The organism is Streptomyces caeruleatus, from assembly GCF_001514235.1.
GTDB classification, from domain to species: Bacteria; Actinomycetota; Actinomycetes; order Streptomycetales; family Streptomycetaceae; genus Streptomyces; species Streptomyces caeruleatus.
In genome coordinates this window covers 222,324-238,234 of the sequence record NZ_KQ948929.1, presented here as the reverse complement: position 1 = coordinate 238,234, position 15,911 = coordinate 222,324, and the positions used below count along the sequence as shown (strand labels likewise).

General features: G+C 71.1%; 15 protein-coding genes and 2 pseudogenes. 5 read left to right on the top strand and 12 right to left on the bottom strand.

The window, feature by feature from the left end; all coding sequences use genetic code 11:
* Positions 1-23: 23 nt before the first annotated feature.
* The 4 genes from AQJ67_RS19395 to AQJ67_RS19380 are packed head-to-tail and all read right to left on the bottom strand — an operon-like array spanning position 24 to position 3,125.
* The gene (locus tag AQJ67_RS19395; protein WP_208614999.1) at positions 24-1,163 is read right to left on the bottom strand and encodes an NAD(P)-dependent alcohol dehydrogenase; all 1,140 of its coding nucleotides are present in this window, start codon (positions 1,161-1,163) and stop codon (positions 24-26) included.
* Complete coding sequence (locus AQJ67_RS19390) at positions 1,160-1,570, bottom strand: hypothetical protein (protein WP_244190519.1); 411 nt, start codon at positions 1,568-1,570, stop codon at positions 1,160-1,162. Before AQJ67_RS19390 ends, AQJ67_RS19395 begins: the two co-directional genes overlap by 4 nt.
* On the bottom strand, positions 1,567-2,097 hold the full coding sequence (locus AQJ67_RS19385) for an NUDIX hydrolase (protein WP_244190518.1): 531 nt from the start codon (positions 2,095-2,097) through the stop codon (positions 1,567-1,569). Before AQJ67_RS19385 ends, AQJ67_RS19390 begins: the two co-directional genes overlap by 4 nt.
* On the bottom strand, positions 2,091-3,125 hold the full coding sequence (locus AQJ67_RS19380) for a polyprenyl synthetase family protein (RefSeq protein WP_159058796.1): 1,035 nt from the start codon (positions 3,123-3,125) through the stop codon (positions 2,091-2,093). Before AQJ67_RS19380 ends, AQJ67_RS19385 begins: the two co-directional genes overlap by 7 nt.
* 241 nt (positions 3,126-3,366) lie before the next feature.
* Between AQJ67_RS19380 and AQJ67_RS19375 the strand changes: the two genes are divergently transcribed.
* Positions 3,367-3,972: an ABC transporter ATP-binding protein gene (locus AQJ67_RS19375; protein WP_062720253.1), complete on the top strand. Its 606-nt coding sequence runs from the start codon at positions 3,367-3,369 to the stop codon at positions 3,970-3,972.
* Entirely contained in the window at positions 3,969-4,766 is a 798-nt protein-coding gene (locus tag AQJ67_RS19370) for an ABC transporter permease (protein ID WP_208614998.1), read from the top strand. The genes AQJ67_RS19375 and AQJ67_RS19370 overlap by 4 nt, the downstream gene beginning before the upstream one ends.
* Positions 4,767-4,845: 79 nt before the next feature.
* On the opposite strand, the gene AQJ67_RS19365 is transcribed toward AQJ67_RS19370, so the two are convergent.
* Both AQJ67_RS19365 and AQJ67_RS19360 read right to left on the bottom strand, forming a co-directional pair.
* Positions 4,846-5,859 (bottom strand): zinc-dependent alcohol dehydrogenase, encoded by a 1,014-nt coding sequence (locus AQJ67_RS19365; protein ID WP_062720252.1) that lies wholly within the window; start codon positions 5,857-5,859, stop codon positions 4,846-4,848.
* A 53-nt stretch (positions 5,860-5,912) separates the two neighbouring features.
* Positions 5,913-6,629 carry an IclR family transcriptional regulator gene (locus tag AQJ67_RS19360; RefSeq protein WP_062720251.1) on the bottom strand — a complete coding sequence of 239 codons (717 nt, stop codon included), beginning with the start codon at positions 6,627-6,629 and terminating at the stop codon, positions 5,913-5,915.
* Between the two features lie 47 nt (positions 6,630-6,676).
* On the opposite strand from AQJ67_RS19360, the gene AQJ67_RS19355 reads away from it, so the two are divergent.
* Positions 6,677-8,392 carry an IlvD/Edd family dehydratase gene (locus AQJ67_RS19355; protein WP_208614997.1) on the top strand — a complete coding sequence of 572 codons (1,716 nt, stop codon included), beginning with the start codon at positions 6,677-6,679 and terminating at the stop codon, positions 8,390-8,392.
* Between the two features lie 115 nt (positions 8,393-8,507).
* Here the strand turns inward: AQJ67_RS19355 and AQJ67_RS19350 are convergent, their stop codons facing one another.
* The 4 genes and pseudogenes from AQJ67_RS19350 to AQJ67_RS19335 form a co-directional block, all read right to left on the bottom strand.
* A complete protein-coding gene (locus AQJ67_RS19350; protein WP_062720250.1) occupies positions 8,508-9,002 on the bottom strand; it encodes a peptidylprolyl isomerase in 495 nt (164 codons plus the stop codon).
* An 82-nt stretch (positions 9,003-9,084) separates the two neighbouring features.
* Positions 9,085-10,074 carry an esterase/lipase family protein gene (locus AQJ67_RS19345; RefSeq protein WP_062720249.1) on the bottom strand — a complete coding sequence of 330 codons (990 nt, stop codon included), beginning with the start codon at positions 10,072-10,074 and terminating at the stop codon, positions 9,085-9,087.
* 847 nt (positions 10,075-10,921) lie between these two features.
* Positions 10,922-11,605: pseudogene (locus AQJ67_RS19340) on the bottom strand (GAF and ANTAR domain-containing protein); the annotation flags it as partial.
* Between the two features lie 50 nt (positions 11,606-11,655).
* Entirely contained in the window at positions 11,656-12,360 is a 705-nt protein-coding gene (locus tag AQJ67_RS19335; protein ID WP_062720248.1) for an HAD family hydrolase, read from the bottom strand.
* Between the two features lie 231 nt (positions 12,361-12,591).
* Here AQJ67_RS19335 and AQJ67_RS19330 point away from each other — a divergent pair, with 231 nt between their 5' ends.
* Positions 12,592-13,284 carry a HEAT repeat domain-containing protein gene (locus tag AQJ67_RS19330; protein WP_062720247.1) on the top strand — a complete coding sequence of 231 codons (693 nt, stop codon included), beginning with the start codon at positions 12,592-12,594 and terminating at the stop codon, positions 13,282-13,284.
* Positions 13,209-13,862 carry a hypothetical protein gene (locus tag AQJ67_RS46840; protein WP_062720246.1) on the top strand — a complete coding sequence of 218 codons (654 nt, stop codon included), beginning with the start codon at positions 13,209-13,211 and terminating at the stop codon, positions 13,860-13,862. Before AQJ67_RS19330 ends, AQJ67_RS46840 begins: the two co-directional genes overlap by 76 nt.
* A gap of 35 nt (positions 13,863-13,897) precedes the next feature.
* Here the strand turns inward: AQJ67_RS46840 and AQJ67_RS45305 are convergent.
* Both AQJ67_RS45305 and AQJ67_RS19320 read right to left on the bottom strand, forming a co-directional pair.
* A pseudogene (locus AQJ67_RS45305) lies at positions 13,898-14,260 on the bottom strand (amino acid permease); the annotation flags it as partial.
* A 71-nt stretch (positions 14,261-14,331) separates the two neighbouring features.
* Entirely contained in the window at positions 14,332-15,903 is a 1,572-nt protein-coding gene (locus AQJ67_RS19320) for a GMC family oxidoreductase (RefSeq protein WP_062720245.1), read from the bottom strand.
* Between the last annotated feature and the right edge of the window lie 8 nt (positions 15,904-15,911).

Below are 15,911 nucleotides of genomic sequence, written 5' to 3'. Positions count from 1 at the left end.
GGAGCGGACGCCGTCCCGTCCGGTCAGTCGAAGACGAGCACGGGCTTGACGACCTTCCCGCTGCGGGCCGCGTCCACGGCGTCCTCGACGCGTTGGAACGGGAAACGCTCGACGAGCCGGTCGAACGGGAAGCGCCCCTGGTGCCACAGCTCGATGAGGTGAGGGATGAGTACGCGCGGCTCCGCGTCTCCCTCGATCACGCCGGTCAGGGTGCGGCCCATCAGGAGGTGGCCCTGATCGATGGTGATGTCGTTCTCCAGGGACTGGAGGCCGAGCGTCGCGCAGGAACCGGGAGTGCGCAGGGCTTCGAGCGCCTGGCGGACGACCGTCCCGGAGCCGACCGTGTCGACCGTGAAGTCCGCTCCCAGGCCGGTGATCTCCGCGAGGGACCACCCGATGTCCTCTGACGCCGCGGGGTCGAGGGTGTGCGTGCACCCCAGAGCCTCCGCCAGGTGGCGGCGAACAGGGTTGGGGTCGACGCCGACGAGGGGATCGCAGCCGGCCACGGCGGCGGCCATGACGGCGCTCAGCCCGACCGTGCCGAGCCCGAAGACAACGATGCTCTGTCCCGGGCTCGGGCGCAGTACGCGGAAGACGGTTCCGGCGCCGGTCAGCAGGCCGCAGCCGAGCGGACCGAGGATGTCGAGAGGCAGGCCGTCCGGGCCGGGCGGGACCTTGACGGCGTTGCGGACGCTGGCGACGGCGTGCGTGGCGAAGGAGGACTGGCCGAACCAACTGCCGTGCACGGGACGTCCCTTGAGACTTATCGTCGTCGTGCCGTCCGGTCGGGTGCCGGTGTAGTTCAGGGCGGCGGACAGGACGCAGTAGGCGGGATGGCCCGCCGTGCACTGCGGGCAGGACCGGCACGCGTCGAAGCTCAACACGACCTGGTCGCCGACGGCCAGAGTGCTCACCTGCGCACCCACCGCCGTCACGGTCCCGGCGCCTTCGTGCCCGAGGACGAAGGGCGTCGGCAGCGGTACCGTGCCGGCCGCCGCCGTCCAGTCCGTGTGGCACACGCCCACCCCGGCCGTCCGTACGAGGATCTCGTCGGCGGCCAACGGGCCGAGCTCCACGGTTTCCAGACAGAAGGGACCGCCGGGTGCGTGCTGCAGGGCGACCGACGCCGTCGCGGTCCGACGCGCACTCAGGGTCTGCTTCACCGCCCGGCCTTCCGGTCCTTGGCGGCGATCATCTCCCGGTAGAGCGGGAAGACCGGCTTGGCCAGGGGCAACAGACCGAGAAGCTTGCTCACTGGCCCCCGGGCACGGACCTCGCCCGTGGCGAGGCCGACCGCGGCGTTGTACTCGCCGCGCCAGAAGCGGTCACCGTTGTCGGCGGACATGGCCAACCGCACGTCCGGCCGTACGTCCGTCGCCCCTTCGACGACCTCGATCCCCTCCGGCAGCATCCGGACCGTCAGGATGGCCGCCGGAGAAAAGTAGTCGATACGGAAGGTGAGCCGGGAGGCCCGAAGCCGGGGCCCCACCTCCGGGTGGGAGTCCGCCGCCCGGAAGACCCCGCCCAGGTACTGGTAGACCTCGGACGCGTCGTCGAAGTAAGGCATCATTCACCCCTCGTGAGGTAGCGCTCGAACGCGTCCCCGGCATCCGGCACGAGCGGCCAGTGGGTCGCCGCGCTCCGGAACTCGGCGAGCGTCAGCCAGCCGCTCCACGCGATCTCCCGCGAGTCCGGCACCACGGCGTCGGTCAGCACCGCCTCATGAATCCCGAACCAGTACGGGCCGACGGCGCCTGAGCAGATGAACTTGAACAAGTGCCGCACCGAGGCCCGGACACCGAGTTCTTCACGCAGCTCACGGCTCGCGGCATGCGCGTAGCTCTCCCCGGGCCGCACCGCTCCGGCGATCAGTGGCGCGTACTTGCCCGCGAACCAAGGGACGTCCGCCGACCGCCGGTTGACCAGAACCCGGCCCTGGGCGTCCCGGCACACCACACCGGCCACGCGGTGCAGCCAGCCCTCGCGCACCGCGTCGTCACGCCGCACGATCCGCAGCACACGATCGTCGGTGTCGACCTGCTCCACCTGCTCCAGCTCCACCTGCTCGCCCGCCTCGGCCACCAGGGGCCTCACCACTGCCGGACCCCGGGCACGGCGAGGTCCGTGAGCCGTCTGAGGGCCTCCTTGGCGACAGGGTGGAAGGGAGCGCCTTCCAGAATGGTCAGGGCCTGTTGACGGCGTTCCAGGACCATCCGTTTGACCATGTCCGGCGCTCCCGTCGCGGCGATCAACGCACGTGCCTCCGCCAGGTCCTGCTCGCTCAGGGAGGAGTCACCGACCAGCTTGCGCAGGCGTTCCGCCGCCTCCGGCCGGGCATGCCGCATGGCCAGCGCCAGGACCACCGTGTGCTTGCCCTCCCGCAGATCACCCCCGTCCGTGCCCGCTCCGCTGCCGCCCACGACCACGTCCTCCAGGTCGTCGTACATCTGGAAGGCCTCGCCCAGCGGCCTGGCGTAGGCGGCACAGGCGTCGAGATGAGCCGGGCCGGCGCCCGCCAGCGCGGCACCGATCTGCATCGGGCGCTCCACGGTGTACTTCGTGGTCTTGTAGTGGATCACCCGCAGCGCGCTGTCCACACTGCCGCAGTCGTCACCCGAGGCGAGCAGATCGAGGTACTGGCCCAGGACCAGCTCGCCGCGCATGCGATCCAGAATGCCCCGGACCACCGCCTGTTCCGCCCCGCCCCCCAGACCGCCCAGCAGTTCGGCCGCCCAGACCTCGCACAGGTCACCCAGCAGAACGGCCGCGCTCTCCCCGAACCACGCGGCCCGCTCCTGCGGCCCGTGCGCCGCGAAGACGCGGTGAGCGGTCGGGCGGTCGTGCCGGCGTTCCGACCCGTCGATCAAGTCGTCGTGCACGAGGGCGAACGTGTGGAACAGCTCAAGACCCGCGGCTGCCCGAAGCACCGTGGAGTCGATCGGAGCGTTCGCCACCGAACTCCAGCCGAGACAGCAGTAGAGCGGCCGTACCCGCTTGCCGCCGCCCCCGAGGAATTCCCGTAGCACGTCGAACATCTTTCCCAGCAAGGGGCCGTCCGGACCGGATTCCTTCTGCTGGAGGAATGCGAAGAGGGCGTCTTCCACGGTGAGTCGGATTGCGGTCATGTCGAGCTGCTGCGAAGCCGTTGCCGGCGCGACCATGTGACCTCCTGAGGCATCGCGAAATGACATGCTCACCGGGCAGTGGCACAAAACTGGACGGACCATGAATCGGATAATCGTCAGGCGTGCGCCGGTGCGGAATTCCGGGCAGAGGCGGCCGGCGGGTTCACCGAGCGCCGCATTGACGACATGCGTGAATGCGAGGAGAAACGAACGGGAGAGCTGAGCAAGCTGGAGGCGTTTGGTGGAGGTCAGGGATGTACGTCACTCCTACCGTCGGCGTACCGTCCTACGCGGCGTCGACCTCCACTTGCGGCCTGGGGTCGTCGCCGGAATCGTCGGGGAGAACGGCGCGGGAAAGACCACGTTGATGAAGATTCTCGCCGGTGAACTCCGGCCGGGTCACGGCACCGTCCACCACAGGGGCCGTTTCGGCTACTGCCCTCAGCGCGCGGTTCTCAACGACGCGCTGACCGTCCGACAGCACCTCCATTTCTTCAGGGCGGCTTTTCGTCTCACGCATGTCCGCCATGCCGAAGGGATCATGAGCGCCCTGGGGTTGGCATCCCATGTGGACGAAAGGGCTGGCGAACTCAGCGGAGGAACCCGGCAGAAACTCAATCTCACCCTGGCCCTCATGCATGACCCGCAGGTGCTGCTGCTGGACGAGCCCTATCAGGGCTTCGACTGGGACACCTACCGCAGATTCTGGGAGCTCGCCGCGCGGTTGCGGGATGCCGGCCGTTCGATCCTCGTCGTCTCCCATCTGGCCTATGACACCGAGCGCCTGGACGAGTTGTGGACGCTGAGCGGCGGGCTGCTCCGGCCGGGGGCGGTGGACGCCCAGTGACGGGTCATCTGGCCCTGCTCGTCACCGCGACTCGATACGCGCTGATCGAACACGCCCGCAACCGGTTCGCCCTGGCGCTCGTCGCCGTCTTCCTGCCCCTGTGGACGTCCCTGACGTATCTGGCGATGCCTGAGACGCCGTCGCCGGTGCGTCTGCGGGCCACCGGTCAGTGGTTGACGCCTGCGGGGAACGAGCTGACCGCGATCAGCGGGGCACTCAACGCCGTCACCCTGATCGCGGGGTTCATGATGTTCGCGGCGACCTTCGAGCGGAGTTGTTTCGACCGGCGCCTGGCGTTGGCCGGCTACCCCTGGCCGCACCTCGTCCTCGCCAAAGTGGCCGCTCTCGCCCTGGCAGCCGCGGCGGTCTCGGCGTACGCCACCGCGGTCACGTTCCTCACGCTGTCACCCAGGCAACCCCTGGTGCTGTTCGCCGCGTTGTTCTGCGCCGCCCTGACCTACGGCGCCCTCGGCGTGGGGTTCGGCTCCGTGCTGACGCGAGAAGTCGAGGGCATGTTCGCCATCGTGATGACCAGCATCATCGATCTCGCGCTGCAGAATCCCGTCATGAGTTCCGAAGCCGACAGCCCGCTGGTCCGTTGGCTGCCCTCGTACGGAGCCATGCAGACCGGCACCGCCGCGGGATTCTCCACCGCGGTTCCGCTGCAGGACCTGGGTGTCCAGCTGACCTGGTTCGCGGGCGCGACCCTCGCCAGCCTGCTCGTCTTCCGCCATCGCGTCCGCACCCGGGTCGGACCGGGGGAGCCGTGGACGGCGGCTGAGTTCGTCCGGTGACGTTCACTGCCGGTGCCGGTGCCGGTGCCGGTGCCGGTGCCGGTGCCGGTGCCGGACGCCTGTCGGCGGGACGTGGACATCAGAGCCGGGGGTCAACATGGACCTTGGGGCCGGGACCGGCGCCCTCCGGTCGCGCGCCCGCGAGGACGGGGCCGGCCTCGTCGAGGCCGACGGTGGCCGCGACGAGGGGGCGGGGATCGACCGTTCCGCAAGCGTAGGCCTGGATGGTGGCGTCCAGGCCGGGGGAGGCGGAGAGGATGCCCACCGCCGTCACGTCCTTCAGCGCGAGCGTACGGGTGTCGATCCGGCTCGGCTCGCCGGCCAGCCCGATGTAGACGAGACGGCCGGACGGCTCGACCAACTCCAGGGCTTTCCGCGGCAGATGGGCCGCGTTGGAGGCGTCGACGACCGCGTCGAAGGGCAGATCCGGAAGGGAGTGCTCGTCCCACACGTGCTCGAATCCCAGTTCCCGGGCGAACATGGGGGAGGCATCGGCACGGTCCAGGAGATGGACCTCCGCGCCCGTGGCCCGCAGGAACATCGCGACCAGGAGGCCGATGGTCCCGGGCCCCAGGACGAGAGCACGGTCCCCGGCCCCGGCGGCGGCCGCCCGGGCCGCGCGCAGGGCGTTGCCGCCCGGCTCCACGAGCGCGCCGAGTACGGCGTCGACCGAGTCGGGCAGGGCATGCAACGACCTTGCCGGTACCGCGAGTTGCTCCGCGAGCGCCCCGGCCCGCGCCCCCCGGATCCCGACCTCCTGGCGCTGCTCGCACACGTGCTGACGGCCCCGGACACAGCGTCGGCAGCTGCCGCAGCCGAGCATCGTGTCACCCATGACACGGCGTCCGGTCCAGCCGGCGTCGACACCGGCGCCGACCGCCGCCACCCGCCCGGCCCACTCGTGCCCCGGCCGCATCGGATAGCGGGAGTGTCCCTGATGCAGATAGGCCATGGCACCGGTGAAGAACTCCATGTCGGTGCCGCACACGCCGACCCGCTCGACGTCGACGACGACCTCACCGGGCCCGGCCACCGGCGCCGGAAGCTCCTGGACCTCGTATGCGCCGGGGGCGGTCAGGACGAACGCGCGCATGAGACGACCTCCGCGGTGCGGCGTATGAAGGACACGACGGTCGCTCTCCAAGGTCAGGAGCCGGGTTCGCCGAGCGGGCCGAGTACGGCGCGTATCTCGTCACGGGCGTCGACGAGGGCGTCCAGCGGGGTCCGGTAGGCCAGGGCGCTGACGCTCACGGCCCCCGCCGGGACCGTGGGCGAGGTGGGATAGACGGCGAGCGCGAGGCAGTTGACGCCGGTCTCGTTCTCCTGGTCGTCGATGCCGTAGCCCCTCTCGCGCGTGGCCGTCAGTTCGCGGTGCAGCGCGGCGGCCGTGCACAGGGAGCGTGCTGTACGACGCTCCAGCGGGGAGCCGCCGATCCACGCCTCGACTTGCTCCACGGTGCAAAGCCGCCGGGCGAGCAGCAGTTTTCCGACGGCGGTGGTGTGCGCGGGGTTGCGCCCGCCGATCGCCGACGTCAGCCGGACGGCGCCGGTGGGCGGGTCCACCTTGGCGCGGTAGACGACCTCGCGGCCGTCGAGCACCGCGCAGTGCGCGGTCTCGCCGAACCGTCGCGCCAGCGCGTCCAGTACGGGCCGCCGCAGCGCACCGAGCGCCCGGTGAACGGTCGGCTTGGGGCTGGCGACGACCCGCGTCAGCTCCTCCAGCCCCACACCGCCGGGATACCGGGCGAGCTCCTTCAGGACGGCGATCACCCGGTCCGAGCCCACAAGACGGTTGCCGTCGACGGCAGTTGGCGGGCCGTCGCCGGGGTCTGTCGATCCGCCGTGCGGCTGCGTATGCTCCATGGCGTTCCAGACTGTAGACCTCCGTACCGACTGCTGGAAGAGGTCCCATGGTGAGGCTGCGCAGCGCACACTGGTACGAGGGTCAGGACCGCAATGCCTACATCCACCGCGCGTGGATGCGCAGAGGCGTACCCGCCGACGCCTTCACCGGCCGGCCGCAGATCGCCATCGCCAACACGGCCTCGGACCTGACTCCTTGCAACGCCCATCTCGACGAGGTCGCCTCCTCGGTCCGCGACGGCGTGTACGAGGCGGGCGGCATCCCGCTGGACCTGCCCGTGGTCTCGCTCGGCGAGACGAACGTACGGCCCACCGCCATGCTCTGGCGCAACATGGCCGCGATGGCCACGGAGGAGATGCTGCGGGCCAACCCCATCGACGGCGTCGTCCTGCTGGGCGGCTGTGACAAGACCATCCCGTCACTGCTGATGGCCGCCGCCTCGGTGGACCTGCCCGCCGTCGTCGTGCCCGGCGGGCCGATGCTGACCGGGACGTTCCGCGGAACGCCCCTCGGCTGCGGCACCGACGTGTGGCGACTGTCGGAGGAGGTCCGCGCGGGCACCCTCTCGCAGGAGCAGTTCACCCGCTCCGAGTCGGCGATGATCCGCAGCCGGGGCCACTGCAACACCATGGGCACCGCCTCCACGATGGCCCTGGTCGCCGAGGCCCTCGGCACGGTCGTCCCCGGTGTGGCCGGGACCCCGGCACCCGAGAGCCGGCTGCTGGAGGCCGCGCACCACACCGGCCGCCTGGCCGTCGACATGGTGGGCGCCGACCGGCGGCCCGGCTCCTTCCTCACCAAGGCGTCCTTCCACAACGCGATCGTCGCCCTGGCCGCCGTCGGCGGCTCCACCAACGCCGTCGTCCACCTCCTGGCCATCGCCGGCCGGCTCGGCGTCGACCTGTGCCTCGACGACTTCGACCGCATCGGCTCGCGGGTCCCGGTCCTGGTCGACCTCCAGCCGGCCGGCCGCTTCCTCATGGAGGACTTCCACCGTGCCGGAGGCCTGCTCGCCGTCCTGCGCGAGGTCCGCGACCTGCTCGACCCCGACGCCCTCACCGTCACCGGCAAACCCCTGGTCGACGCGCTCGACGACGCCCCGATCTGGGACACGGACGTCATCCGCACCCGCACCGAACCCCTGGTCGCCGAGGGCGGTATAGCCGTCCTGCGCGGCAACCTCGCCCCGGACGGCGCGATCGTCAAACCGGCCGCCGCGTCCCCGCACCTGCTGCGCCACCGCGGCCGGGCCGTCGTCTTCGACTCCATCGAGGACTTCCACGCCCGCATCGACGATCCGGACCTGGACATCGACGCCGACTCCGTCCTCGTCCTGCGCGGCTGCGGCCCCAAGGGCTACCCGGGCATGCCCGAGGTCTCCAACATGCCCCTGCCGAAGAAGCTCCTCGAACAGGGCGTCCGTGACATGGTCCGCGTCTGCGACGGCCGGATGAGCGGCACGGCGTACGGCACGGTCGTCCTGCACGTGGCGCCGGAAGCGGCGGCGGGCGGACCGCTGGCCCTCGTCCGCACCGGGGACTTCGTCGTCCTGGACGTCGAGGCCCGCCGTATCGACGTCGACGTACCCGCCGACGAGCTCGCCCGCAGAAGCCCGAGCGCGGCCACGGTCGACGCCTACGCCCGTCCGCGGCGCGGCTGGGAACGTCTCTACGTCGACCACGTCCTCCAGGCCGACACCGGCGCCGACCTCGACTTCCTGCTCGGATCCAGCGGTTCGGAGGTGAGCCGTGAGTCGCACTGACCCCGGACGGCCCGCCGACCGGCCGGGAAGAGGAACGGGAAAGGAACAGGTCCGTCAGGCCCCCGCGGTGCGGGCCTGACGGACCTGAGTGGACCGGATATGCGCTACGGCTGGGTCAGACGACGACGCCGCAGTCGTCGATGACGATCTTCGTGCTCGTCGAGCCGGAGCGGGTGCCCAGCGCCTCGACGGCCTTGACCACGTCCTCGCCCTCGACGACCTCGCCGAAGACGACGTGCTTGCCGTCCAGCCACGGCGTCACCACGGTGGTGATGAAGAACTGCGAGCCGTTGGTGCCCGGGCCCGCGTTGGCCATGCTGAGCAGGAACGGCCTGTCGTGCTTCAGCTGGAAGTTCTCGTCCGCGAACGTCTCACCGTAGATGCTCTTGCCACCGGTGCCGTTGCCGTTGGTGAAGTCACCGCCCTGGAGCATGAACTCCGGGATGACCCGGTGGAAGGGGGCACCCTTGTACCCGAAGCCGTGCTGACCGGTCGCCAGCTCACGGAAGTTGCGTGCCGTCTTGGGCACGACGTCGTCGAACAGCCGGAAGACAATGCGGCCGAGGTCCTTGCCACCAGCCGAAACCTTGAAGAAGACGTTCTCGCTCATGACCTTGATTCTCCACAAGAGGCGGGCCCAGGTCGAACCGGCGGGGTGTGGCACGCCGCGAACCGGGTGAGCGGCCGACGTTTCAGCCGCCCAGCAGGGGTGCCGAGAGCCGGCAGTCCACGGGCTCGGCGTGCGCGGGATCCAGGGCGTTGAGTACGAGCCGCATGGCGTTGGAGTCGTAGGCGATCGAGATGTGCTCGGAGAGGTCCTGGGGACAGACGTCCTGGATCGTGATGTTGCGCACCTTCGCGCCCGGCCCCGCCGTGAGGAACTGGTTGGAGTACGGCGTGACCACTTCGTCGTACCGGGTCGCGATGACCGTGTAGTCGACGCCCGGCTGGGTGTCGCCGCCCCGGTCCAGTTTCCTGTTCACCTCGGACCCCACCATCTGGTCCGCGTACGCCTGCCCCGCCACGGCGGACACGGTCGCGTTGAGGCCGAGCGCGGTGGTGAGGGTGCCCAGACCGGACACGGAGGCGCCGTGGTTGGACGGGGCCAGTCCGACGAGCCTGCGTACTTTGTTGCGCGACGGCTTCGCCGGGTTGGTACCGCCTTCGAAGCGCAGGTACCAGCGGGGCAGTACGCCGCCGCCCTGGGAGTGCCCCACCAGGTCGACCTGCCGGGCACCGGTCGCCTTGAGCACCCGGTCGACGAAGCGGGCGATCTCGCGGGCCGAGTCGGGGACATGGCCGGTCGCCTTGAACGGAACTCCCGGTTTGCCGCCGTAGTTCGGCGCGAAGACGCAGTAACCCTCGTCCTTGAGCTGGGGCGACAGCATGCCCCAGTTCATGTGAGCGTTCGTCAGGGTCGCGTGCAGCAGGACGACGGGCCGGGGGTGCGCGGCGGTCGGCCGGCACGTCCAGTCGTTGGCGCCCGGCGGCGGGGTGTCCGGCTGGAGGGTTCCCCGGATGAGGGCCGCGGGGGCGGCGACGGCCCCCGGGGGCGGGATCGGGCCGGCAGCCGCGCCCGCGGTGCCCGGGAGACCGAGTGCCAGAGCCGTGACGGCCCCGATCGTCGCCCACCAGGTGATCAGGCGGGAACGCGGCACGGGTCGGGCAGGGCGATGGGACATACTTCCGCTCCTCGTCAGGGTCGGTCACGAACGGACGACCAAGATCCTCGGGGAGCGCCGGCCGACTCCGTGGCCGAACCGCACCCGAGACCTCCGTCCGAGTAGCGGCTTTCATTCGTGCGGCTCTGCCGCGGGGCTACCAGGTCTGTTTCTGTGTGACGGCGATGACGTAGCCGTCGGCGTCGGTGAAGTAGAAGAGCTTCTGCCCGTGGTGCTCCATGACGTCCTTCTGCACGGTGACCAGCGGGCGGATCGCCGGGGAAGCCGACGGGGACCCGGCTCCTCACCGAACGCCTGCCGCACTCGGCCCGGCCCTCGTCGGCAGGCTGATCGTCAGCGGTCGCGTCGGGCCCCTCGGGGAACCCGCCGAGGAGGCGGCGCGGCAGGTGGAGCTCTGCAACCGCAACCTGTGCAGCCTGGCGGACACTTCTCCGACGCGGGCTTCACCCCCGTGATCGACTGGGTGAGCCCCGACCGAGAGCAGCTGGACTTCTTCCTCTCCGAGCAGTTCGCCTTCGACGGCTACGAGGATCTCGAAGCCGGGATGCGGCGCGAGCTCGGCGACGCCGGATGGTGGCCGGACAGCGCGGCCCTCACCGCCGAGGAGACCGCCGACCTCGTCCTCCGAGAAGCGGGCCGGCGCGCCCTGGTGAGACGTCGCTGACAGCCACCTCACGGCTGAGGCACGGTCCGGGAGCCGACAATGCCTGCGGTCGGACCGCGTGAAACCCGTGAGGCTGGGGACTTGGCGGTTAGGCCGGGCTGAGCTGCGTTCCCCTTGGGGGCCGGCCCGGCCAGGCTCCTCTGGTTCAGACCACGAGCTGGGGGAGCCGCCCGCGGGCCATGACAGGCTGCCGTACTCACAGATCCGGCGGGCGACCTCACGGAGCTTGACGTTGTTCTCCTGCGAGTACCGGCGCAGCGTGTCGAACGCCTGCTGCTCGGTGAGGTGGTGGCTGCCCATGAGGATGCCCATGGCCTCGCCGATGATGTGGCGGGTGGCGACCGCCCGTTCCATCTGGGAGTGGGTGCGGGCGCTGGAGAAGGCGACGGCGGCGTGGGAGGCCAGCAGCCAGCCGGCCAGCTCGCTGACCTCGGTGAACGCGCCCGGCTTGCGGGAGTAGACGTTCAGGGCCCCGAGTTCCTCGTCCGCGGTGTACAGCAGGAAACCCATCATGCTGCCCACCCCGAGCTGGTTGGCCTGCGGGGCGAAGGCCGGCCAGCGCGGCTGCTCCCGGGTGAAGTCCGGAATACGGAAGACCCGCTCGCCCTCCTTGGTACGGGCGGCGTCGAAGCAGGGCCCCTCCCTCAACCGCTCCTGAAGCTGGTCACTCGCCGTGACCAGTTCGTCGCTGGGGGCCAGCGTATGGACCTTCTCGCCGGTCAGGACCAGGATGCCGGCCGCGTCACAGCCCTCCACCAGCTCCGTCGCCGAGCGGGTGATCCGTTCCAGGGTGGCATCGACGGACTCCTGGGCGAGAAGGTCCCGCGCCATCGCCGCCATGTCCTCCGCGAACCGAGCCCAGTCCATCGCGTCCTCCACCTCTGGGTGCGCCCGGGTCCAGTCGTCTACCCAGCATGTCACGCAAGCCTCGGTGCGAGTGGCCGGCGGGCCAGGGAGTCCCGGCGGCCCAGCCCCCTCGCCCAGCCCAGCAGCTGGGGATCGGCCAGGCTGGTGCCCAGCCAGTCGTGGTCGAGGTCGCTCCCGGGGAGGGACGGGACGACGGCCACGTGGAGGCCGGCGGTGCGTGCGGAGGTGATGCCGGTGGCCGAGTCCTCGAAGGCGACGGAGCGGTTCGGGGCGGCGCCGAGTGCGGCGCAGGCCGTGAGGTAGAGGTCCGGTGCGGGCTTGGGGGAGCGCACCTCGTCGGCGGCGAACGTGTGGGTGAAGCAGTCCATGAGCCCGGCCGATTCGAGGGCGAGGTCCAGGAGCTCGCGTGGGCTGTTGCTGGCCACCGCTATGGGGACACGCGTCCGGCAGGCGCGCACCAACTCCACTGCTCCGGGAAGGGCCGTGGCGCCCCGGGCGAGCTCGCCGCGCACCCTTTCGACGAGTTCGGCACAGATCTCCGCGGCGGCGCCGGGCCGCCCGAAGTGGTCGGCCATGGCCTGCCCCGCGGCTTCCAGGGTGCGGCCGAGGACCAGGGCCTTCTGTACGGGGCCGAAGGGCAGGCCGTGTCCGGCGAAGATCGCCGTTTCCGCCACGGTCCAGCAGTCTTCGGTGTTGACCAGGAGACCGTCGCAGTCGAAGACCACGGCCTCCGCGTCGGTGGGAAGCGAGCGCATGTGTTGCCCCTTTCGCCCGGGTGATGCTGAAGCGGCCCGCTCGGACGAGGACGCCGAAGCGGGTGATCACGAGCGATCACCCTAGGTCCCCCAGACATCGAAACTCCATATTCCTGCCCGGAATCGGGCAGGAATATGGAGTTCGCGGTCTGCTTCTTACGTCAACGCGCCCACGGATCTGCTCCGGTACAACCTCCGGCCGACTCACCAGTCCAATTCGTCGGGGTGTTCATGGGATCGGAACAGCAGATCGCCTTCTTCCTGCGGGAGTTGAAGGACGGCGACACCTGGCGGCGAGCGGCCGCGGCCAAAGGGCTCGGCAGGGCCGGACGGGACGAGCACGCGTGGGTGCTCGTCACAGCGGCCGACGACCGTGCGCCCGAGGTGCGTGAGGCCGTGGCCGCGGGCCTCGGCCGACTCGGGGTCGCCGAGGCGGGCCGTGCGGCGCTGCCCGCTCTGATGGGCGACGAGGACCCGTGGGTCCGGCGCCGCGCCTCGCGCGCCGCGATCCGGCTCGGGCTCGACGGCCCGGCCACCGTGGACGCCTACGCACGTCTGCTCCGCGACCCTGACCGGCACCTGCGGATCAACGCCCTCGACGGTCTGGGAGCCCTGGGCCTGCCGGGGCACGCTCCCGCGCTGGTGGCCCTGTTGGGCGACGAGGACCCAGCCGTGTGGGGACGCGCCCGCGTTCTGCTGTACCGCCTCCTGGACGACCCGGCCGTCAGCGCCGAGGTGCTGCGTACGGCCGAGCAGGGCGCGGACGCCGCTCGCGTACGGGCTCTCGAACTGCTTCCCGGGAAGTGGCCGAGCGCCTCCACGACGCACTGGTCACGGGGCTCCACGCCGTGTCCGCCGAGGTGCGGATCGCGGTGGCCGCCCGGTTGTTCGACGTCGAGGCCACGCGGACGCGGGACGCCCTGATCGGGGCACTGGAGACGGAACGGGACGCGAACGTCGCGGCCGCGCTGCTGGGTGGCCTCGGTCGGCGCGGAGAGGAACGCGTGACCGGGCCCGCGACACGATGGCTCGGCGATGCCGCCGCCGGCACCTCCGCCGCGTACGCGCTGGGAGCCGCCGGGACCCGGGCCGCCGCCGGGGTCCTGCGCACCGCCGCCAACGACCCCGCGCTGCCCGGCCGTACGCGTGCGGCGGTCGCGAAAGCCATCGGGCAGGCGGGCCGATGGGACGCCGTATGGCTGCTGCTTCCCCTGCTGGACGACGGCGACGGCCAGGTGCGCGCGGGCGCGGTGGACGGTCTGGAAGCGCTGGTTGACCACGGACTCCGCCCCTGGGAACGCCGTTCCGTGGCCCGGGCGTTGGTCGCCCACCTCGCCGCCGACCCGCACACCGTCTGGAAGACGCACAACGCGCTGATCGGCCTCGCCGAAGCGCTGCCCGGCCTACGGCGGACCGCGGACCGGACCCCATCGGCCGACGTCCGGGCCGCCGCGCTCTCGCTCCTCGACACGTACACCGACAAGGCCTTGGTGCCCATGTAGTTGATGAGGACGGCGACCACGATGAGCACCGCCGTGCACAGCACGGTGTTGTGCACGGAGGTCTTGAAGCCGAAGAGGATGGCGATGTAGGGCCCGGCGCCGTAGGCGACCGAGGTGATGGTCACCAGCAGCGCCCACATGTACACCCAGCCGGTCATCCACGCCCAGCGTTTGCCCCACAGCCGCCGGGCCCAGGGGTAGACACCGCCGGCGATGGGGTACTGCGCGACGACCTCGCCGAAGATCAGCGCGACCAGGAACTGGCCGCAGCCCGCGAGCACGAACGCCCAGATCATCGGTGGTCCGCCCTCGGCGAGCGCCGTGCCGAAGAGGGTGTAGGTGCTCACCACCGGGGAGAGGTAGGTGAAGCCGAGGGCGAAGTTCGCCCACGGGCCCATGTCCTTGCGGAACTCCGAGCCGGGTTCCCCGCCGGGGGCGCCGGACGCCGGTGCGGGAGGCTGCGGACCGGTCACTGCGCGGCCCCCCGATCCGCGGGCCCGGGGCGGCCGGTGATCAGGTCGGCGGCGCGTTCGGCGGCGAGCAGGACCGTCACCATCGGGTTGATGGTGGGCATCGTCGGGAACACCGACGCGTCGACGATACGTACGCCGTCGACGCCTCGCAGCCTCAACTCCGGGTCGCAGACGGCCATGTGGTCGTCCGGGGCGCCCATGCGGCAGGTGCCCGCCGGATGGTAGACGGTGTGCGCGGCACGCCGTCCGTACTCCGACAGGTCCGCGTCGGTGACGACGTCCGGCCCGGGCGCGACCTCCCGGAGGAGCCAGTCGCGCAGCGGGTCGGTCGCGGCGACCTCGCGGGCGACCCGCAGCCCCTCCACGATGGTGCGCTCGTCGTGGCCGTCGGGGTCGGTGAAGTACCGGAAGTCCAGGGCCGGGTGTTCGGCCGGGTCGGCGCTGCGCAGCCACATCCGGCCGGTGGAGCGGGCCCGCGGCACGTTCGGCGTCATACACACTCCGTACTGCGGCACGGGGTAGCCCAGACGTTCGGTGTTGACGGTGAAGGGCACCTGGTAGAAGTAGAACATCAGGTCGGGGCGCGGCTGGCGCGTGTCGCGACGCAGGAACAGGCCGGCGTCCGAGTCCATCGCGGAGTTGGGCGGCAGCGGACCGGCCGTCTCCCAGACGATCACCGACTCCGGGTGGTCCAATAGGTTCTCGCCCACGCCGGGAAGGTCGGCCCTTACCTCGATGCCCAGGGCGCGCAGCTCGTCGGCCGGACCGATACCGGAGAGCATCAGCAGCCGCGGAGTGTCGATGGCGCCCGCGCACAGCAGAAGTTCGCGCTCGGCACGCACGGTGGCGGGCCGGCCGTCGCCGTCGCGGACGACCACACGGGTCAGCCGCCCCGACTCGTCGGTGAGCAGCCGGTGGGCCCAGGTCTCCAGGAGCAGGGTGAGGTTGGGCCTCTCCAGGGCGGGGTGGAGGTAGGCGACGGACGCCGAGGAACGCAGGTTGCCCTCCGGTTGGTAGGCCAGTGAGAAGAAGCCGGTGCCGTCGGTGAAGGGTCGGGCGTTGAAGTCGTCGACGACGGGGACGCCGAGCGCACGGGCGGCCGCGGTGACGAAGTCCTTGGCGATCGGATTGCGGTCGGCCTCGGCGACCGGGACGATCTGCGTGAGCAGCCGGTCGCGGTAGGGGAGGATCTGTGCCGGGTCCCAGCCGGAACAGCCCCGGACCACCCAGTCGTCGAGGTCCTGCGGCAGCGGCAGGAAGCTGATCAGCGTGTTGTGCGAGGAGCAGCCGCCGAGCACGCGCGCGCGTGAGTGCAGAATGTGCGAGTTGCCGCGCGGCTGCTCGACGGTGGTGTACCCGTAGTCGAACTCCGAGCCCAGCAGGTTGATCCAGTTGCGCAGACGCAGGATGCGCTCGTCGCCGACATCGCTGGGGCCGCCCTCGACGACGCAGACGCGGCAGTCGGGGTCCTCGCTCAGCCGGGCGGCGAGCACACAGCCGGCGGTGCCGCCGCCGACGATGACGTAGTCGTAGGCGGACTCTGCGTCGTGCGCGGGAGTGGTGGCCATGCGGTGCC